General features: G+C 65.1%; 17 protein-coding genes and 2 pseudogenes. 8 read left to right on the forward strand and 11 right to left on the reverse strand.

Annotation, left to right across the window (positions count from 1 at the left end; translation table 11 throughout):
• Window positions 1–22: 22 nt before the first annotated feature.
• On the reverse strand, window positions 23–691 hold the full coding sequence (locus AB4850_RS22675; protein WP_414445223.1) for a class I SAM-dependent methyltransferase: 669 nt from the start codon (window positions 689–691) through the stop codon (window positions 23–25).
• A 211-nt stretch (window positions 692–902) separates the two neighbouring features.
• A complete protein-coding gene (locus AB4850_RS22680) occupies window positions 903–2,027 on the reverse strand; it encodes an acyl-CoA dehydrogenase family protein (RefSeq protein WP_414445224.1) in 1,125 nt (374 codons plus the stop codon).
• Between the two features lie 225 nt (window positions 2,028–2,252).
• On the opposite strand from AB4850_RS22680, the gene AB4850_RS22685 reads away from it, so the two are divergent.
• Both AB4850_RS22685 and AB4850_RS22690 read left to right on the forward strand, forming a co-directional pair.
• Window positions 2,253–2,711: a BON domain-containing protein gene (locus AB4850_RS22685; protein ID WP_414445225.1), complete on the forward strand. Its 459-nt coding sequence runs from the start codon at window positions 2,253–2,255 to the stop codon at window positions 2,709–2,711.
• A 243-nt stretch (window positions 2,712–2,954) separates the two neighbouring features.
• A complete protein-coding gene (locus AB4850_RS22690; RefSeq protein WP_414445226.1) occupies window positions 2,955–3,698 on the forward strand; it encodes a YoaK family protein in 744 nt (247 codons plus the stop codon).
• Between the two features lie 52 nt (window positions 3,699–3,750).
• Here the strand turns inward: AB4850_RS22690 and AB4850_RS22695 are convergent, their stop codons facing one another.
• A complete protein-coding gene (locus tag AB4850_RS22695) occupies window positions 3,751–4,101 on the reverse strand; it encodes a cupin domain-containing protein (RefSeq protein WP_414445227.1) in 351 nt (116 codons plus the stop codon).
• A 154-nt stretch (window positions 4,102–4,255) separates the two neighbouring features.
• Here AB4850_RS22695 and AB4850_RS22700 point away from each other — a divergent pair, with 154 nt between their 5' ends.
• Entirely contained in the window at window positions 4,256–5,188 is a 933-nt protein-coding gene (locus tag AB4850_RS22700) for a LysR family transcriptional regulator (RefSeq protein ID WP_414445228.1), read from the forward strand.
• Window positions 5,189–5,316: 128 nt separating this feature from the next.
• Here AB4850_RS22700 and AB4850_RS22705 read toward each other — a convergent pair whose 3' ends face one another.
• A complete protein-coding gene (locus AB4850_RS22705) occupies window positions 5,317–5,601 on the reverse strand; it encodes a hypothetical protein (protein ID WP_414445229.1) in 285 nt (94 codons plus the stop codon).
• Window positions 5,602–5,885: 284 nt separating this feature from the next.
• Between AB4850_RS22705 and AB4850_RS22710 the strand changes: the two genes are divergently transcribed.
• Complete coding sequence (locus tag AB4850_RS22710) at window positions 5,886–6,779, forward strand: helix-turn-helix domain-containing protein (protein ID WP_414445230.1); 894 nt, start codon at window positions 5,886–5,888, stop codon at window positions 6,777–6,779.
• Between the two features lie 100 nt (window positions 6,780–6,879).
• Here AB4850_RS22710 and AB4850_RS22715 read toward each other — a convergent pair.
• Window positions 6,880–7,011, reverse strand: a pseudogene (locus AB4850_RS22715) (integrase core domain-containing protein); the annotation flags it as partial.
• A gap of 56 nt (window positions 7,012–7,067) precedes the next feature.
• Here AB4850_RS22715 and AB4850_RS22720 point away from each other — a divergent pair.
• Entirely contained in the window at window positions 7,068–7,520 is a 453-nt protein-coding gene (locus tag AB4850_RS22720; protein ID WP_414445231.1) for an Imm26 family immunity protein, read from the forward strand.
• 420 nt (window positions 7,521–7,940) lie between these two features.
• Here AB4850_RS22720 and AB4850_RS22725 read toward each other — a convergent pair whose 3' ends face one another.
• Window positions 7,941–8,093: a hypothetical protein gene (locus tag AB4850_RS22725; protein ID WP_414445232.1), complete on the reverse strand. Its 153-nt coding sequence runs from the start codon at window positions 8,091–8,093 to the stop codon at window positions 7,941–7,943.
• A 4-nt stretch (window positions 8,094–8,097) separates the two neighbouring features.
• On the opposite strand from AB4850_RS22725, the gene AB4850_RS22730 reads away from it, so the two are divergent.
• Complete coding sequence (locus AB4850_RS22730; protein WP_414445586.1) at window positions 8,098–8,736, forward strand: LysE family translocator; 639 nt, start codon at window positions 8,098–8,100, stop codon at window positions 8,734–8,736.
• A gap of 74 nt (window positions 8,737–8,810) precedes the next feature.
• Here AB4850_RS22730 and AB4850_RS22735 read toward each other — a convergent pair whose 3' ends face one another.
• The 3 genes from AB4850_RS22735 to AB4850_RS22745 form a co-directional block, all read right to left on the reverse strand.
• Window positions 8,811–9,227, reverse strand: coding sequence for a carboxymuconolactone decarboxylase family protein (locus AB4850_RS22735; RefSeq protein ID WP_414445233.1), 417 nt, complete (start codon window positions 9,225–9,227; stop codon window positions 8,811–8,813).
• A 143-nt stretch (window positions 9,228–9,370) separates the two neighbouring features.
• On the reverse strand, window positions 9,371–10,510 hold the full coding sequence (locus AB4850_RS22740) for an NAD(P)/FAD-dependent oxidoreductase (protein ID WP_414445234.1): 1,140 nt from the start codon (window positions 10,508–10,510) through the stop codon (window positions 9,371–9,373).
• Window positions 10,507–13,542 (reverse strand): LodA/GoxA family CTQ-dependent oxidase, encoded by a 3,036-nt coding sequence (locus AB4850_RS22745; protein ID WP_414445235.1) that lies wholly within the window; start codon window positions 13,540–13,542, stop codon window positions 10,507–10,509. Before AB4850_RS22745 ends, AB4850_RS22740 begins: the two co-directional genes overlap by 4 nt.
• 750 nt (window positions 13,543–14,292) lie before the next feature.
• Between AB4850_RS22745 and AB4850_RS22750 the strand changes: the two genes are divergently transcribed.
• Window positions 14,293–15,459 carry a hypothetical protein gene (locus AB4850_RS22750; RefSeq protein WP_414445236.1) on the forward strand — a complete coding sequence of 389 codons (1,167 nt, stop codon included), beginning with the start codon at window positions 14,293–14,295 and terminating at the stop codon, window positions 15,457–15,459.
• 276 nt (window positions 15,460–15,735) lie between these two features.
• Here the strand turns inward: AB4850_RS22750 and AB4850_RS22755 are convergent, their stop codons facing one another.
• Together AB4850_RS22755 and AB4850_RS22760 are read right to left on the reverse strand one after the other, a co-directional pair.
• Window positions 15,736–16,725 carry a DUF6396 domain-containing protein gene (locus tag AB4850_RS22755; RefSeq protein WP_414445237.1) on the reverse strand — a complete coding sequence of 330 codons (990 nt, stop codon included), beginning with the start codon at window positions 16,723–16,725 and terminating at the stop codon, window positions 15,736–15,738.
• 164 nt (window positions 16,726–16,889) lie between these two features.
• A pseudogene (locus AB4850_RS22760) lies at window positions 16,890–18,074 on the reverse strand (type VI secretion system Vgr family protein); the annotation flags it as partial.
• Between the two features lie 305 nt (window positions 18,075–18,379).
• On the opposite strand from AB4850_RS22760, the gene AB4850_RS22765 reads away from it, so the two are divergent.
• The gene (locus tag AB4850_RS22765) at window positions 18,380–19,630 is read left to right on the forward strand and encodes a phosphatidylserine decarboxylase family protein (protein ID WP_414445238.1); all 1,251 of its coding nucleotides are present in this window, start codon (window positions 18,380–18,382) and stop codon (window positions 19,628–19,630) included.
• Window positions 19,631–19,652 lie beyond the last annotated feature (22 nt).

A 19,652-nucleotide genomic window follows, 5' to 3' on the forward strand; every position in this document is an offset into this window, starting at 1 on the left:
GCGCTGAACCGGTCGCCCCGGCTTATGCGCTGCGGCCCGCCATCTCGTGATGCGCCGCTTCCCTGCGCGCGAGGCTGCCCGGCTCGGCGCTCCAGACATCGAGCAGGAAATCGGCATCGTCGATATGCGTGGCGAGGGTCAGCGAGGCGGCCGATGCGGCTTGCGCGAAACAGGCGTGGACGGCGGCGGCGTCGATCCGCATGTCGTCGGCGCCATGCCGCCAGTGGCAGCAGGCGAGCGTGCCGTCGCGATCGAGGGCGGCGCAGGCCCGGCGGGCCAGCGCCGCGCAGCGCGACGGGGTGTTTAGGTAGTAAGCGAATTCGCTGACGACGATCAGGTCGAAACCGCCATCGGGCCAGTCGTCCGGCATCGCGCGCGTCTCCACGCGAGCATGCGGGAACGGGGCGAGCCGCTGGCGCGCCAGGGCCACGGCGCGCGGCGAGAAATCGGCCGACAGCAGCGTGGCGCAGCGCGGGGCAAGCGCCGCCGACAACTCGCCGTTCGCGCAACCCGGTTCGAACGCGCGACGATAGCGTTCGCGGGGCAGGGCCGCGAGCAGCAGCGCGCGCTTGCGGGCTTCGTACCAGCTCGAGCGGGTACGCCACGGGTCGTCGCCGTTGGCGAACTTCGCATCGAAGCGGGCCTGTCGCGCGAGCGTGTCGAGGTTGACGGAAGCGGGGGGCTTATTCACAGGCGCCATTCGGGTCGCGATATCGCCAGCGCCGCGCCGGACGCGGCCAAGTCGCGCTCGGCATGACGCTGGCGAAGGAGCACGGAAGCGGGCGGCATCTTCAGAGGTGCGGCTTGGGTCGAGAAAGCGTCGCCAACGCCACGCCCAACGCGGCCAGGTCGGTCGCGCTCGGCATGATGCTGACGAAAGAGCACGGAAGCGGAGCGCGTCTTCACAGGCGCCATCCTGGCCGAGACGTCGCCAGCGCCGCGCCCAACGCGGCCAGATCGCGCTCGGCATGACTCTGGCGAAGGAACACGGGCAGATCCGCCGCCATCTGCGCGAACCAGCGGTCGCGGCACAACGGGCCCGCACCGAGCCCACGTTGCGCGGCGCGCAGCACCGTGTCGGCAGCGTGTTCAGCCGCGCCGCGCGCACGCAGCGCCGCCGCCATCGCGTCGGCACGCGGTTCGGCGTCGATGGCTTGCGCCGTTTCGCGCAGCAGGGCGCGCGCGGCGGTCAGCGCGATGTCGGCGGTGCCCAGATGCGCGTGCAGATGCGGATCGTCGCGCTTGCCGGCGGCGTCGCGCAGGCGCGTGGCCAGCGCCGCCGCGCCGCCATACCAGCAGGCGGCGATGCCCGCACCGCCGTGCCAGAAGCCCGGGCGTTGCACGTACGCGCCGGGCGGCCCGACCAGGGTGGCGGCGGCATCGACGAAATCGACTTCCACGCTGCGCGTCGCCCGCATGCCGAGCGCATCCCAGCCGCGCGCGCTGATCGTCACGCCGGGCTGGCGCATCGCGACAATCGCGAGCCGGTCGTGGCCGTCGGCATCGATACAGGTCACGAGCGCGGTGTCGACGCAGTGCGCGCCCGAGCACCAGGCCTTCGTGCCATCGAGCCGGGCCGACCCGGCGCTTCCGGATCGCGTCGATCGCGTCGAAATACGCAGATCGCCCGCGGGCGAACGGGCGGCCCACACGGCGAGCAGCCCGGGTTCGCGCCCTGCGGGCATCGGACCGCCCAGCTCGGCCAGGATCGCATCGGCATCGGCGTGCGCTTCGACAAGCTTGACCAGCGGCAGGTCACGGCCGGCCACGCCGGCCAGAAAGCGCCAGCGCGCGAGCGTATTGCCCGCGCCGGGGCGCGGCAGATGCGGGAACGCCTCGATGAGCCGATGCGCCGCCGCTGCCAGCGCGGTGTCGTCGAGCGAGGCGGGCAGGGTGGCGAGCAAGGCGTCGAGGCTCGCCGGGTCGGCAACGGTATGGCGAGGCGTGGGCGGCACGCCGGGCGGCCGCCGCACCGCCGCACGCGCTCGATGCTGGCCGTTCGCCTGTTCCTGCGAGGTGTGCGTCATGAAGGGTCCTGGCTCCCGTGTTCTGACCGAATCGATGATGAACACAAGCACGGGCCGTGCCTCCCCGGCGGCGAGGCGGGTGGACGGACGCCCGATTGCCGGGCTTGTCATTGATCGGCGATTCCGACGCATCGCAGCACGGCACGATGCTTGCAACGTCGTCAGGAGCGGAGGCGAGCGATGCCTTGACGCCGCTCGCTGCCCCTTTTTTTGCGGAGGTGCGCCATGACATCCCGACTTGATTCGGTCCTGCCCGACAAGGTGCTCGCCTTACCGGCCCTCGATCTCGCAAGGCCGCCCGGCGTGCGAATGACGGTGACCGGCCCCGGCGCCGACGATCTGCCGCGAGCCGACATGCCCCCCCCGGAACGACGCCTCGGCCGCGGCGGCCTCGCGGATCAGGACGCAGCCATCGACCGGGCGGTGCGCGCGGCGATCGCGCCGGTGCTCGATCGCGGGGCGGCGCGCGTGTCGGTCAAGGTGCGGCAGGCGCATGTGACGCTGGACGGCGGCGTGCCGTCCGCCAAGCTGCGCGACGCAATCGGTCGAGCCGCCGTGGGCTGCCCCGGTGTAGCCGGGGTCGACAACCGCCTCACGATCGAGCCGGGAAGCGCCTCGCCCGTGGTGCTGACCCCGGAGCGCCGGACCGTCACGATCAGGCCGGACGGCAGGCGAGGCCGGTAACGGCCGTGATGGGGCGGGGCAATCCGCGCCTTCTCGATGCGCGGCACGGGCCGCCTTTGCCCTTGTTTCCCGGCCATTCCCTCCGACGAAACCTGCCGGCACGCGCCAACCGACGCTTTTGTACACGATGCTTGCAAATTGTTCGCGCGCCATGCCGCCTGGCCGACCCGGCTGCCGCCCGTGTTAGGATGCCCCGCCCGGAGGCAAGCTCCGGGGCGCCATCCGACGGCATCGAGGGTCTTCATGCCCATCCACTATCTTCGCGGTTTCACTTCGCCCGAGCGCAACGAGACATCGAACCGTCGTCTCGGGCGCGTGCTCGCGTTCGTGGCGGGCGCCGCCAACGCGGGCGGCTTCTTCGCGGTCGGGCAGTACACCTCGCACATGTCCGGCATCGTGTCCTCGCTGGCCGACAATCTCGCGATCGGCGAGCTCGACCTCGTGGCCGCGGCGCTGAGTTCCCTCGTGGCGTTTCTTGCCGGCTCCGCAACCTCGGCCATCCTGATCAATTGGGGCCGCCGCCGGCGCCTGACCAGCCTGTACGCGATGCCGCTGATGCTGGAGGCCGCGCTCCTGCTGCTGTTCGGCCTGCTGGGCGCGCATCTCGAAACGCATCACGTGCTGTTCGTGCCGGCGACGGTGTGCCTGCTTTGCTATGTGATGGGCCTGCAGAACGCCATGATCACGAAGATCTCGAAGGCCGAGATCCGCACCACCCACGTCACGGGGCTGGTGACCGATATCGGCATCGAACTGGGCAAGCTCGTCTATTGGAATGGCGGTTCGGCGGCCGAGCCGGCGGTGCGGGCCGACCGTCGCAAGCTGGTGCTGCTCGGCTCGCTGCTGCTGTCGTTCGCGGTGGGCGGCCTGGCCGGCGCGTCGGGCTTCCGGCATCTCGGCTTCGTCTCGACGGTGCCGCTTGCGATCGTCCTGGTCGCGCTCGCGCTGGTACCGGTATTCGACGACATGCTGGCCCGGCGCGATTAGGGGCGATTGGGCACGATCAGGCGCAACCCGCGGCCACGCCGCGTGATCGGCCTCAGGGCTTCGGAATGACCGTCGCCACCTTGCGCAGTTCGGTATGCACCTGCAGCGTGATCGCTTCGCCCTTGGCGATATTCACGATGCTGCCCGGGCCGATTTCCTTCCGTTCCCCGCCGCCGACCTGGCACAGCGCCGTGCCGCTGATCACGACAAAGGTTTCGTCCAGCGCGCGGGCCGGATAGCTATACGTGCCCGGCGTCGCGCGCCACACGGCGACGGCGGCCGGGTGTTCGCTGCCGGTGTCCGTCCACACCCGGCGCGCGTACGAACCTTCGTCACGGCCATCGGCCGGCCGCGAAGGGGCGAAATCCAGGTCCTCGTCAACGTGGAAATACGTCTGCGTCATGCGTTCACTCCTGAAAATCAAACATTGAGGGGGTTGGCAACACGTTCGAGGCGAGTCTGAAGGCGGCCTTGGACAATGGCAAATACCGCCAAAATGGCCGCCCATTCATTTTTGTTATGGCAAGCTCGAAAGCCGGCCAAGCAACGAGGGGATGATGAACGTCAGGCAGATCGAGGCATTCCGCCTCGTCGTGTTGCGCGGATCGATGACCGCGGCGGCGGACGAGCTCGGCACGTCGCAGCCCGGCATCAGCCGGCTGATCGCGGAGCTGGAGGGCGCAACGGGCCTGCAACTGTTTTCGCGCAACGGCGGAAGAATCCAGATCACCGAGGCCGGCGCGGCGTTCTATCGCGACGTGGAACGCAGCTTCGTCGGGCTCGACATGCTCGAACAATCCGCGCGCGAAATTCGCACCATGGCGACCGGGCGGCTCCGAGTGGTGGCCGCGCCGTTGTTCGCGCTGGGCTTCATGCCCGCCGTGATCGAGCAGTTCGTGCAGCGGCATCCGCAGGTGTACGTGTCGCTCGAAATGCGCAGCGAGGCCACGATGCAGCGATGGGTATCGTCGGGGCATTACGACGTGGGCATCGGGTCGGTCGCGCCGGAAGCGTATGCGGTGATGTCCGAGGACCTGTATCGCCTGCCGATGCTGTGCGCCGTGCCGGCCAGGCATCCGCTGGCCTCGCGCAGCAAGATCGTCGCGAGCGACCTGCGCAACGAGCGCCTGATCCTGCCGTCCTATGCGGACGAACCGCGCGCACCGATCGACCGGGTGTTGCGGGCGAACGGCGTCGACCAGGTGCCGGCGATCGAAACGCCGTATGCGTCGCTGATCCTGTCGATGGTGTCGCGCGGGCTCGGCATCGGCTTGACGAACGGGCTCGCGACGCTGCACAACGCGCACGAGCATGTGGTTCTGCTGCCGTTCGAGCCGCTGATGGTTGCGCGCGGTTATTTTCTGCATACCCAGACCAATGCCGCGAAGCCGCTGGTTCAGGAGTTTCTGGGCTTGGTCAGGATGGCGTTGAAGGAGGACATCTTGAAGCTGCCGGAGGCGTATCGGGTGAACGCCAGTTTTGCGGAATAGAGGCTTGGCGGGGAGGGGGGGCGTTGTGCGCTCGCCCATCGCGTTCCGCCAGGGCGAAAACCGCGCCGATCGTTGGTGGACCCGCCGTGACAGGGCGGCACCTTCAACCCGGTGCCGCCCCGTGAGCGTCAGGGCGTTTGCCAATAGCCGCCGTCCGGGCCGCCGATCAGGTTGATCGAGTCGAAATCCAGGTGCCGCAGCGTTTGCCGGGTGGTGGTGGCCCAGCTGTGCGGTTCCTGGACGGGATATTCGGCGAGCAGCTTATACGTGGAGCCGACGGCCCAGGCGCCCTTGTTGAAAGTCCAGGTCTCGTTCGACTTGACCGGGCCGTAGCTGATGATGCTGCCGAACGGCTCGTAGATCGTGATCCAGACTTCCTTGTCGGTTTTATTGGTAACAGCATAGCCAGCCATATTTGATCTCCTGTTTTAAGTGGATATTTCCTGAAAAGCCAATGCCTATTCCCGATGGCTCCTGAATTAATGGAGCCGCGCTAGTATAGGTAGCCGACTTCGGATAGATTGATCGGGCGTCTCATTTTCAAAAAACAAAACGCCATGGTTACGGGGTGCCTTTCTTGACGACGAATCTCTCGGCCGGCGATACGGTTCCGTCCGCTTGTCTGCACGATCATTTCAGTACGCATGCCGAGGCGCGTTCGCAGCAGTTGCTCGCCTGGCGAAGCCGCCTCGGCCATATGCTCGATGTGCCGATCTCGCGCGCCCAAATGGCCGACGGCTTTCACGGAAGCATCGACATGTATCGGTCGGGTGATCTGAGATTCACGGATTGCCGTACCGATCCGGTATTGCAGGCACGATCGTCGGCGAGGATTTCCACCGACACCGTTCGCGACTACGTGTTTCACATCGTCGTGGAGGGGCACGTCGAGACGACGACGGGGCTCTATCCGAAGCGCAAATCGATGCAGTCCACGCCCGGCATCCTGGCGCTGGACCTGAACCAGCCCATGCGCATGGAGCGCAGCGCCTGCCGCCTGCTGGCGTTCTTCCTGCCTCGCGCGCTGTTGAATTCGGTGCTGCCGGAACCCGAGTCGATTCATGGAAGCGTGATCGGCTATCACTCGCCGGTCGCGCGCCTGATCCCGTCGATGCTCGACAAGCTTTGCCGGAACCTGCCCCGGATGCAGGCGGCCGAGGCGCATGACGCGATGCGCGTCTGCGCGCTGCTGATCGCCGCGGCGTTCGGCAAGCAGGCGCGCCTGACCGGCACCGCCCGCATTGCGGCGCGCGCCGCGACGTTCGGCGCAATACGACGCCATATCGCGGCCAATCTGCACGAGTCGGACCTGTCGCCCGAGAGTGTGCAGCGTGCGTCGCAACTGTCTCGCGCCACGCTGTATCGCCTGTTCGAGGCGGAGGGGGGATTGGCGACCTACATTCGCAATTGCAGACTGCGTGAAGCGGCGGATCAATTGCGCCAGTTTCGGCATATGGCGATCATCGATATCGCCTTCGCACTGGGCTTCAGCAGCGCGTCGGATTTCAATCACGCGTTCCGCCGCGCTTACGAGATGACGCCGAACGATTTTCGGTGGTTTGCGTTGTCGCCGACGGCTGAAGCGAGGTGAGCCGAGGCACGCTTGGCCCAAGCAATCGGATGCCGTTTATTTCATCTGCGGAAGATCCGCTTGATCGAGAACGCGACCTGCGGCGGAATTTTGTAGCCACTCAAGCAGTGAGTCGGGTGTCGATGTTATCGGAATCCAGCCGGGCTCGACGGACCGTGGCGGGAGGTTGGTAGCGATGCGTGCTGTGCGGACGCTTTTCGTTGTAAAACTGGCGCCATTGCTCGATAAGAATGTTAACTTTGACGCGTATATGGACGCGGCGGGGAACTACTTTAGGAGGCTGAAGCAATGAGAGCTTTCGCATATTGCGAAGGGGATGTGTTCCTAGTGCCCTTGCGCGACGGGGGGCGCGCCCTTGGCGTTGTTGCACGAGCCAACACGAAAAAAGGGATTGTTGCGGGCTATTTTTTTAAAGGTTTTCCCGATCATGTGAATGACTACTCCGAGCTAGGCTTGACGCCATCTCACGCTACAAAAATTCTTATATTTGGGGATTTGTCTTTAAGGAATGGTGCTTGGATCGTCGCTTCACATTTGAAGGGTTGGCGTGCCGAAGACTGGCCAATTCCAAAGTTTGTGAGGGAAGATCCCTTCACTAAGCGCACTTATTTGATCTCGTATGCAGAAGACGATCCAAGTGTTGAGTTGAGTGAGGAGCCGTTTTCAGGTAATCCGCTGGATTACCCCAAGGCTGGTCTTGCAGGTGCGGGCTTTGTTGAGAAAGTACTAACGGAGCTGTGAGTAGAGCAACTGGAATCCTGGTTGGCAGCATGCGCATCGTATCGATTTTCCGAAACAACGCGAGTGTTGTTTCTCGCTCATACGACCGAATTCGCAAAATTTCTGGAACCACCACGGAACGCGTTGCTTTCCAGAAAGCCAATCGGAAATAGTTCTTTCTGAACGGCGTAATTCACGCACCAAATCATTAATCGATCGGTTTTGCGTGCAATAATGAAATTCGGGGGTTTTCCCATAACGCAGATTCGGATATCGCATTTTATTTATCACTCTGAGGGCGTCGGCCGGATCAGGAGCGGCCGACGCGCAGAGTGCGTTGGTCGGAATTCTGGTGTGTTGCGGATGTATGGCCGAAAAGTTGCGAACTGCAAAAAGGTCCAGATCAGCATCGCGATTTTAACTTCGATAATTCTCATTATGTCAAATAACCAATCCATCATCCCACACAGAAATTGACCCGCCGTCGCCCCTCATGGATATTGCTCGGGTGCCAAGCCCCGCGCGCCCATCCAGCCCCGGCGGCAGCACCTGATCGACATCGAATCCAACAAACCAGAGAGAGAACACAGTCATGCTCATGATTCCGACCGAAAACCTCATCGGCGTCGCCGTCATTTCCCTGGGCATGGTCCTGACGCCCGGGCCGAACATGATCTATCTGGCTTCCCGTTCGATTTCCCAGGGACGGCTCGCCGGCATGATTTCGCTGGCCGGTGTCGCGCTCGGCTTCGTCTGCTATCTGGTGGCGTCGGGGCTCGGCCTGGCCGCACTGTTCAAGGCCGTGCCGCTGGCCTACGACGTGGTGCGCATCGGCGGCGCACTGTATCTCGGCTATCTCGCCTGGAACATGCTCAAGCCCAAGGGCGTCTCGCCGTTCGAGGCACGCGAGCTGGCGCCGCACTCGCCGCGCCGCCTGTTCACAATGGGCTTCGTCACCAACGTGCTGAACCCGAAAATCGCCCTGATGTACTCGGCGCTGATTCCGCAATTCATCAACCCGGCGGCCGGCTCGACGTTCACGCAGTTCGTGCAGATCGGCGTGGTGCAGATCGCCATCTCGGTGTTCGTCAACGGCATGATCGTGCTGGCGGCGGCACGCGTCAGCGGCTTTCTCGGCAAGCGCCCCTCGGCGATGCGCGCCCAGCGCTGGATCGCCGGCACCGTGCTGGGACTCTTCGCCGTCAACATCCTGGTGCGCGGCAAACCGGCCGCGTAACGCCAGGCGCGCCGGCTTCGGCCGGCGCATCACACGCCACGCGGTTCGCAACGCACCGGGAACGACAACCGCCGTTACGCCCCCGTTCTCGGCGTCGCCACCATGAACGCCTCGTCAGTCGGCACGCCCAGCGCGGTCACCAGCCGGTTCGTCTCCGACGCCATGCCCACGATCGCCAGCATTTCGGCATATTCCTCGTCGGTCATGCCCTTGGCCCGCGCGCCGGCCGTGTGCGAGTGAATGCAATACGCGCAGCCGTGCGCGATCGACACCGCCACGTACAGCATTTCCTTCGTCTTCGGGTCCAGCGCGCCCGGCGCCATGACTTCCTTGATGCTTTCCCAGGTGCGCTTGAGCGTCTTGGGATCGTGCGCCAGCGCACGCCAGAAGTTGTTCACGAAATCGGAATTGCGCGTGGCGCGGATATCGTCGAAGACGGCTTTCGCGGCCGGCGACAGTTCGTCGTCGGCAAGCAGCGTTACGGTGGTCATTACCTGGCCTTTCGAAGAGGTTTCAGTCGAGATGTCCGGCTGGCACGGCGCGAAACGAACGCGCCAGCCGGCAGAGCCGACATGGTAGACGGTGCTGCGTGGCATGGGCGGCGCGCGCGTGGTTCGAGCGACACGGCGCCCCATCACCCGCCCCCTTCCCCCCGCCTCCGCCAAAACGGCCGATCCGCCCAACGCGTCTCCATCCGGTAGCACGCACTCAAATTCCGCAGATACGCATCGCGAATCCCGTCGATATGCTGCCGATATGCGTCGAGTGCCGATGGCACGCCCTCGACGTCATGACGATAGACCGCGTCCGCGCCGGCCAGCCCGGTATAGAGCGCATTGAACAAACCCTGCGACGACAGCGGATCGAACGCGAGCGCGGCATCGCCCACCGCCAGCCACGCCTCACCCGCCACGGCCGCCTGCGTGGCGGTGTGCGCGGCGCAAAAGCCGTATGCGCCATCGGGACGAAACCCGCACGCATCGAGCCGGCCGACCATCTCGGCCAGCTCGGGCATGGCGGCCAAGCGCGCCAGCAACGCGTCGCGAGAATGGGCGCTGCCCGCGTCGGGCAGGTCGGCATCGGTATAGAACGCCAGCACGCGGCCGCGATCGGGCAGCGATGCGGTGTACCACCACCCGCCCGGTTCGGCGTGCAGCTCGTTCGCGTCGCCGCCGTTGCCGGTGCTCGAGCCCGCATCCGTCCCGAAGATCCAGCCGCAAACAAGCCGATCCAGCGGCTCGCGCCCGCCGCCGAGCCGCCTGCCCAGCACGGCGCGCCGCCCGCTCGCGTCGATCACGAGCCGCGCCCGGGCCGCGACCGGCCGGCCGGCGCGCAGCAAATCCAGTTGCCAGGTGCCGTCCGGCCCGCCGCTGCGCTCGATGCCGCGCACTGCGGTATCCGCGACGATCGCCGCGCCGCGCCGGCTCGCCTCCTCGCGCAGCCATGCGTCGAAGCGTGGCCGATCGAGATGCCAGCCCGGGCCGTCGAGATTGCGGATCGCATCGGCATCGGCGAGCTGCGCGCCGCCCCAGGCGCTGCGCAGATACCGGCTCGGCGCATGGCCCTGCGCGACGAACGCGTCGTACAGCCCCATGTCCCGCAGCAGCCGGCCGGCGGCGGCCGGCAGGTTCTCGCCGATGCGAGCCGCGCTAGCCCCGCCCTTGTCGATCACGAGCACGCGCCGGAACGGCGCGAGATTGAGCGCGGCGATCGCGCCGGCCGGCCCGGCGCCGATCACCGCCACATCCGCCGTCAATACCGGCGAAGCGCTCAACGCAGCAGGCCGTGCGGGAAGCGCCGCACCTTCTCGATAGTCATCAGATCGACGGAATCGGCGCTCGCGTAGGACACCGCCCCCACCTGCGCCGCAGCACCCGGCACATGCGCGCTCGCCTCGACCGCGGCCATCCCGGCCTTGAGCCTGGCCTTGCCCTCGGCCTTCGGATCGTCGCTCGCCCGGGCGCCGGTCAGGCTGACGTCCTTGATCGGCACGTGCTGATCCTCCACCTCGACGAGCGCGGGAAAGTGCGCGCGATCCGACGGCCCCTCGCGCACCTCCACCACGCCCAGATGATCGAAGTGGGCAATCATGTTGTTGATCTGCTGCGTGTAGCTGGTCGAGCCGAGCGGATCGATCCACGCGGCGCGATTGGCGAAGGCCGCGAGCCGCTCGCCGAGCGGGCGCTTCTCGTCCATCACGATGTCGTAGTTCTCCCGGGTCAGCACCTGGTTCGGCACGCGCGCCGGCCAGAACGACGGGACGTACGGATCGTAGGTCTTGTCATAGCCGGAACGGCAGCTCGCGGTATCGGTCTGCCACGGCACCGCCATCCAGCGCGTGATGCCGCCCGCCTGCTGGCCGGCCATCGGGCCGTTCGGCAGCGTCAGCGCATCGCCGGTCAGCACCTCGCCGAGGTTCGGGGCCTGCCAGCCCTCCTTCGCGTGGGCGAAACGGAACGGCGCGACATACATGCTCGCGTAGCGCACCGGCCAGGTCATCTCGCAGCCCGGATGGAACGCGTCGGCCAGACAGAAATCGAGCGCGGCCTGGGTCAGCACGTCACCGCGCCGGGCGAGCGGATAATCCTCCAGCTTGGCCGGGTGCCGGTGCTTCGGATCGTAATCCTCGATGAAATTGCCTTCCGCCCAGGCCTGCAGCATGGCGAGCTGGGTGGCCGACAGCGTGGAATTCTGGCGCGGCGTGTTGGCGGCCGGCACGGCCATCGCATCGCCGTAGAGCCAGGGCCACGGCTTCGGCGACGCGCCGTCGATCGCGACGTTGCGGAACTGCAGCGCGATGGTGCGGCGCAGTTCGACGAACGCGCCGCTCGCGCTCGACAGGCGGCCCAACGCGTCCTCGCTGGTCAGATCCGCCATGCCCTTCCAGCCGAAGCCGGCCGCGAACCCGGCATTGACCCACTGCAGGCCGTTCAGGCGCTCGAAGATCGGCAGGATGTCGTGCGTGAAGCTGGGCCGCGCCGGCATCGGCAGCATCGCGTTCCTGATCGCCAGGTCGCGCATCAGATCCCACATGGTGCGCACCGACTTGCGCTGCGGCCCGTAGTTCGGCGGCGCCACCACCACCCACGCGGGCGTGACGAGCAGCGGCTGCTTCTTGTAGGTGACGGTGGCCGTCACCGGGCCGTCGGACACGTCGTCGTGCCAGCCCTCGTTGTTGCCGAACGTGACCGCACGGCTGCCGTCGTACGACGCCGACACGCCATGCCCGCCGAGCACCACCAGGCGGCCCTGATCGTCGGTGCGCAGCTCGCCGAGATACACCGGCTTGTCCATGAACTTGCCGTCGTCGAAACGTTGCACCGCGGCGCCCTTCTTGCCGGCGACCTTGCGCGCCTTGGGCGTGATCGAGAGCGCGGCGCGGTCCGGCACGCCGGGGTTGCGCAGCGTGGTGGGCGGCGCGGAAGCGGCCTCGGGGATATCGAGCGCCAGCTGGAAGCCATACCACGCCGCCTTGGTGTTCGCGAGCTGCACCTTCCATTCGATGTCGGCGTTGCCGGCGTGCAGTTCCTCGACGATCTCGCCCTTGGCATTGACGCCATACACGCGAAAGCGCGCCGCCTGCCGCTTCAGGCGCTGCTTGGCGTCGCGATAGAATCCGGGCGCTTCGGCCGGCGGATACGGCACTTCCGGCCCGATGAACCAATCGTCGCTGGTGCCGACGCGCGCCACGCCGATCGACGGGTAGATCACGGCCTTGACGATGCAGGTATCGAGCGGCGCCGGTGCGGGCGCCGCCTCGCGCGGCTCGGTCGGGTCCTGCAGCGGCTGGCCGTTCGCCTCGTGACGGGCACGGGCGCTGGCCGCGTACACCACCTTGCGCGCCTCGGCCAGCGAACCCACCGGCTTCTGCACTTCGGGCACGCGCCAGATGTTGAACGCGAGCCCCTGGCCGTATTCGGCCTGGCCGCGCGCGCCCACGTCCTGCTGCGGCAGCACCAGCGTGCCGACCTGCACGTACGGGCTTTCCGATTCGGGCCATTCGACCGTGGCGCGATCGAGCGGCATCGTCTGTTTCGCCGGATCGGCCGGCTGCGGGGTACGCACCTGCACCATGAAGCGGAAGCGGTACTCGCGGCTGGCGAGGCGCCGGGCCAGATCGGTCGCCAGGTAATCCGCCTCGTTGTTCGGGACGTTTTCCGGTCGGGTTTCCGGTTCGAGCCGGTATTTCACGTACTGCACGTCCTTGCCGCTCTTGCCGCCCTTGCCGGCCTCGAACGGCAGGATCGCCCAGTAGTCGGCGGTCAGCACGCTGCCTTCCACCTTGGCCATCTCGTCGAGAATCCGCTGCGTTTCGGGGTGTGCCTTCAGATAGCCTGGGTAGTCGTTCGCCACCACGCCGGCGTAGGTGAACGCCACCATCTCCTCGGCGTTGTCGACGAAGAACACCGGGTGGTTCTGCATGATGAAGTCGGCCGTGTCGCCGCGCTCGCCGAGCGCATTCTGCCCCGGCACGCCGAACAGCTTGATGCCGATGCCGAGCGTCGTCTTCAGGTCCGCCGAGGCGGGCACCGTGTCGCTCGAAAAGCGCACCCACGCGTTGAGGGTGCCTTGCGCGAACGCGCCGACTTTCAGGTGCTTGGGAATCTTCTTGTCGATCTCGAGCCGCGCATGCGCGACGCCGTGCAGCTTGCGGAACACGGCCCGTTCGGCCGGCGTCTGGCCGTTCTTGATGCGGCGCGCCTGCGCCACACCGACGAACAATTCGGTCAGGCGCTCGGTGCTTTGATCCTTTTCGGTAAAGCAAGGGGGAATCGCGTTGTGAAGCGCGTTGTTCTTCTTTTCCATGTTTTCCTCGGAATGTCTCGATCGCGTTGAATGCCGCGCGCCTTCGCTGCCCGACGCGCAGGCAAGGAACCTATTCAAATCATTGATTCGACGCCGTCAACCCTTCGCGCCCCGGAGCCGCCTGCAGGAAGGATCAGCAGCGAAGCTTACCGATTAATCGTGAAACTTCAATATGAGAAAAACGTTTGCCCGTCAATCGATATAACAAAATAATGGCGCCGATTTTGTTATCGAAAATCGATTGAAGAATACGATCGCGATGCCGTTAATAACCGGCTGATCGAACCGGTATGGCTTGGCATCGTGCAGCACGCTGCCCACGTATCCGGCACGCTCGGGGTAATTCCTGCCGCCGGTTCCCGCGGCCGCCACTCACCCAGGCTGTTTGTAAGCCGCCACCTCGCCCCAACGCGCCTGCCACGCCCATCCGCATTCGCATATCGCACCGATATGGGTGCGTGCGCAAAAGCATATTGGACACGCCCCGCACTCCCCCGTAGCCTGCGCGGCAGGATCGACGGCAGGCTGCCGCTTCGCTCGGGGCAAGCGCGCAACGTCGCCGGATATCGCCGCGCCGTATATCGCCGATATCGCCCTGCCACGAGCGAGCGCACCGAACGTCGAGCGGGATCGGCGCGGCATCGGAACGTGCGCGCCGTATATCGAGGCGGCCCCATCGGCATGAACCGGAGGCCGCCGGCAGCATTCGGGCCGCGCAGGCGCAACGCCGCGCACCCGAGCGGAGGCGACGTGATCGACAAGCAGTTTTCCCGAAAGGCGGCCCGGCTGGCCGCCGCATGCGGCATGGCATTCACGCTCGCGGCATGGCTCGCCGCCTGCGGTGGCGGCGACGGCAACAACGGCGGGCAGGCCGCCGCCTCGTCCAGCGCGACATCGTCTTCCACGTCGTCGGCGTCCGCCGCGGGCGTGCAGCACATCCTGTTCGTCGGCGACAGCTTCACGCACGGCCGCTATGCGCCGGTGCGCCCCTATCATTCGGGCGGCGCGGCCGGCTCCACCAGCGCCTCGACGCTGGTGGTCGACGAAAACTACGGCCAGACCGGCGCGCGCGCCGAGCTCGAAACCGGGCCGTGGGGCGGCATTCCGGCGATCTTCGCGCAGCTCGCGGCCGAGGCCGGGTTGCGTTACGACGTCCATATCGAGGCGATCTCGCAAACGAGCCTCGCGAAGAATTTCGCGGCCGCCCCCAGCGTGATCGCCCAGCCGGGCTGGAACGCGGTGGTGTTGCAGGAACTCAGCGTCAAGCCGTTGCCGTCGGCGCTGACCGGCTCCAGCGTCAGTAATCCGAAGGATTTTTGCGCGAGCGTGAAGACGATCGAGAGCGCTGTTCACGGCGCGGCGCCGCATGCGAACGTGTATCTGTACGAGCCGTGGGCGCGCGGCGATCTCGCGCAGGCGCTGGCCGGCAGCACGAGCGCGTCGGGCTTCGCCGCGCAATATCAAACCGCGCTGAACACGCTCGCCGATGCGAACCACGACGCGTATTACAACGCGGCGGCCGTCGATGGCGCGATCGCCGGTGTCGCCCCGGCCGGCGAGGCGTGGCGGCTCGCGTGGAATCAGGGCGTCGCGAACCCTGACCCGTTCGTCACGACCAGCGCGAGCCTGCCGCTGCTCTGGTACGGCATCAACGCCGTCAACGATCCGCAGATCAGCGCGCCCGATTACATGCACCCAAGCGTGAACGGCGCCTATCTGGCCGGCCTCGTGCTGTTCACGCAGATCACGGGGGGCGATGCGACGCGCTTCGGCGCCGCCGAGGTGGCCGCGCAGCAACTCGGCATCCCGGGCACGCTGGCCGTGCGATTGCAGCAGATCGCGGCGCAGGCCGTGGCGCAGGAAAGCGCCGCGTTGATCAACAGCACCGCGCCCGCGCCGTGCACGCAGTCGCAATGAGCGCAAATCCAGCGACGGGCCGGGCCATTCGAATGGCGTCCACGCCTGCTTCTGGTTGAAGTAGTGAAGCTCGCGCCCGGACAGCACGAATTTCATGTCGGTCGCACCCGGGGGGGCACCGCCTGCAATTCATGCCTACGTGGTCACGACGGTTCCGCCATGGTCGGTCGTGTCGCCGAGTCGGATGAGCTTGATCATGATTGGGGGTTCTTTAACAACGGAGACTGGTTGTTTCGGGATTGGGGCTTGGGTTTGATCGGCAGGCGGCTTGCATCGTCACGTTTTGTCCTCGTAGGCGACCAGCTTCCACATGACGTCTGCCGTCAAGCGGCGTTCGCCCATTACGCGATCAAGCAAGGCCAGCGGACGCGGTTCGTAATAGTCGATCATCGGCAGTTCGTCGCCCTTTTTGAAAATCCGTGTCGTTTCAGCCTGAAGGCCCGGGCGAAGTTGCGCACACCAGACTCCGCTTTCGGGACACTGCGTTCCGGCTCGCGCCGTTGAGCCCAATGGCAATCGAGCAATTAATTCGGGCGACGCCGCTGCCCTCGAAATCTGGGCATCAGCCGAAAGCGGCCATCCGGTCTCGGGATTCAGGTTTTTTTCCTTTGCCAATCGGTCGATCAATTCTTCCGACGGTTTGGGCGGCACCTGGGCATGCTGCTTTTCCCATTCGAACGTACCGTCCCATGTTGGGAGCTTTGCCGGCGGTAACGGAACGATCTGGTCGACGTCAGGAACTTTCGGGTTCGCCAGTTCGTTGGCTCTCAGAAATTTCCCGATCGCCTGATAGCGACGCGAGCGCTCGGAATCGCTAGGCAAATCAAGATATAACGCTCTATCAGTGACAAGAGGATCTAAAAAAGATTTCTCAAGGGCCAAGGCAGATGTGCTATTTCCTGCAGCCACGCTTGTTTGAAAAGTAAGCGCGGCCTCACGGAGGTTATTAACGATTTCGAAATATAATGCCAATTCCAAAGCCGCACGTCCGTGCCCTTGATCAGCCGCACATTTCAACATTTTAATGGCCACATTCGGCACCTTATCATGATGAGCAAACAACTGCGAAACATAATACTGAGCACCGGCATTTCCCAGATCGGCGGCCTTCCGAATATACTTCAGCGCCAGTTCTTTGTTTTGCTTCAGTCCATATCCTGAATTTAGGTAATAGCCGATATCGTAGTAACCTATCGGAATATCTTGAGTGACTAGCTGACTCGCCCACTCGACTGCTTCGTGTTCCGCATTCGGAGAACTGGCCATGCCATGCGACACCAATTGCTGTACGTTGTGATTGGCCTTGTAATGACCATGTGCGGCAGCGATCCTGAAATAACGTGCAACGTCGTCGAAGTTTTTCGGCCCATCGCGCGTCTGTAAATAACGGCCATAGCGGAACAACGCATCAACGTCCGAATCGATGGCAGGTAGGGGTAATCGCCCGGAGAGGTGATCCGGGCCGGCAGGACGCCACCGATGGAGGGTCGATCGATCGTGGCGACCGGCGTGCGCCACACGCGGTCCGACGGCACGCCCTCGAAGGTGACCCAATACGATTGATCGCGGCCCCCCTGCGATTGCACCGACGTCACGAAAATCCCATGCTTCGCTTCGGCCGGATTCGGCGCGAGCCGCATCACTTCACCGGCTTCGAGCCAGAACGGATTGCCGGTCCCCTTGAAGGTGATCTGGTTGGCCAGATGTTCCTCGTGACGCCGGCGTGCCCGGCCCCGGCCTTCCTCGGGTGTGGCGTAGTGCTCGCCCCACTGGTAATCGATGCCGTTCGTCGTCGGGTCGTTGCGCGCCGCGTTTTCCTCGACCAGCAACGAGACCCCGGCCTGCCGGTGGTTGTAGTCGTGCAGGCGCACGGCTTCGGGTACCCGCCTGGTGCGCTTTTCGAGCGTCTTGATCGCATCCTGGCCTGAACTCTCGAGCCCCGCGTCGCGCAGGTACGGCACCGTGCGCTGCTTGCGCGCATAGGCATCCAGATCGTCACCCAGCACGAGCACCGCGTAATCCTTGCTCTGCTCCCAGCGAAACCACAGCCCTTCCTCGGCGCAGAGCCGTTGAATGAACGCGAAGGTTGTCTCGTGATACTGGGTGACGTATTCACGGCGCTTGTATTGACCGCGCAATTGGAACCGGAAATCGACTCCCGCCCGATAGCCATAATGGCGCAGCGTATGAGTGACGATCTCCTCGATCGATTGATTCTGGAATAGCCGGCTCGTGACGCCCCGGTTCAAATCGGCCAGCTTCGGTTCGAGCAGAACCCGATAGTGCGTCGGGTCGCCCGAGGTGCCGCACTCGTCGAACTCCGTGATGACGCCGTGGATCGTATAGGCCGGGGGCACCTTGCTGAACTGTCCGGCGTTTTCGCCGAACATCCTTTGCAGATAATCCCTGTTCGGATCAACCGGCGCCACCACGAATTTGGCGGGACGCCCCACCACCTGGCCCATCGGAATCGCTGCGATCGGGCTCGTGAATTCGATGTGGTAGCGGTATAGCTCGCTCACGGCATCCCGGCCCGTAAAGCGGAGCACGGACATGGGTGCCGGATACGGCGCCAGCTTCAACTCGTACGCCTGTGACATCAAGATCGTCGACATGCGGGCCTCTCGGATTTTTTGGATTTTTTTGCGTCGAAATTTCTATGACTTTATTTTATTGAAAATTCGAATCGTCATTTTCTCGCGAGGCATAGTAAACGGATCAATCGCAATTCGTCAAAGAAATTTGATAAATTAAATAAGACAAGTAATTATAGATAAGTCATTTTTAAGAATTAACCAATTGATAAATTCAAAATCATCTTGCAGGCGAACAAATCTCATTAAAAACATTTGAACGAATTCCTGGCCCTCGGGCACGCAGGATGCTGCCTACTTCCAGGCACCCCTACCCGGAGACCCCCATGCCCCCCATCCAAGGCCCTGCCCGCAGCACGCGCCGACGCCTCGGCGATTGGCTCGCCGCCGAGGAACAGCACATGACCGCGTACCGGCGGCAACTCGCCCACGATGCGTACGCGCAGGCCGGCGCGCATCCGCGTTCCACCGTGGTGGCCGAACTGGCGGCGCTGTTCGAGCGCGACCCGATGCTGCGCATGGGCTTGAGCCGCGCGATCGAACAGGCGCTGGAGGCCGGCTATGGGCTCGGCTACGCGACCATCGACGACCTCATGACGATCCTCGACTCCGTGTTGCGCTACGCGCCGCCGTTCAGCGAGACCGGCCTGATCGTGTGCCCCGTCAATGCCCTGCTCGACTGGCCGATGTGCATGCCGGCCGGCTATGCGCTGTTCCGCGACGAGGCCGTCAACACGCAACTGGGCAAGCTGCTGACCGCCTGGTCGGCGTTCCTGTCCGGCCCGCACTCGCGCACCCATCTGCACGACAGCGGGCCGGACGGCTGGTTCTGCCACGAGGCGCGCGAGCGGATGCGGCTCGACGAATTCATCTGCCGCCCCGACGAACCCCATTGGGGCTTCGAATCGTGGAATCACTTCTTCACGCGGCGCTTTCGCGACGGCGCGCGCCCGGTGGCGGAACCCGGCGATGCGCGCGTGGTGGTCAACGCCTGCGAGGCCGCGCCGTATCAGATCGCCGGCCGCGTGCAGCGCCTCGACGATTTCTGGATCAAGTCGCAGCCGTATTCGATTCGCGACATGCTGACGCCCGATCAGGCGCTGCTGGCCGAGCGCTTCGTCGGCGGCGACGTCTATCAGGCCTACTTGAGCGCGTGGAATTACCACCGCTGGCACGCGCCGGTCGGCGGCACCATCACCCATGCCTATCGCGTGCCGGGCAGCTATTTCTCGGCCGCCGACGTCGAAGGGCTCGATCCGTGCGGCCTCAACGATTCGCAGGGCTACATGACGGCGGTGGCCACCCGTGCGGTGGTGGTGATCGAGTGCGAGGACCCGGGCATGGGGACGGTGGCCTGCGTGTTCGTCGGCATGGGCGACGTGTCGTCGTGCGTGATCGACGCGTTCCCCGGCCAGCGCGTCGCGAAAGGCGACGAAATCGGCTACTTCCAGTACGGCGGCTCGACCTACTGCATGCTGTTCGAGCCGGGCGTGGTCGGGCGCTTTCTCGTGGAGGCCGCGCCCGATCGCGATTCCCCGGTGCTGCCGGTCGGGGCCGCGTTGGCGATCGCGCGTTGAGCGAGCGATCCGGTCGCGACGC

It is taken from the genome of Burkholderia sp. 22PA0106 (assembly GCF_047497155.1).
Taxonomy (GTDB): Bacteria; Pseudomonadota; Gammaproteobacteria; order Burkholderiales; family Burkholderiaceae; genus Burkholderia.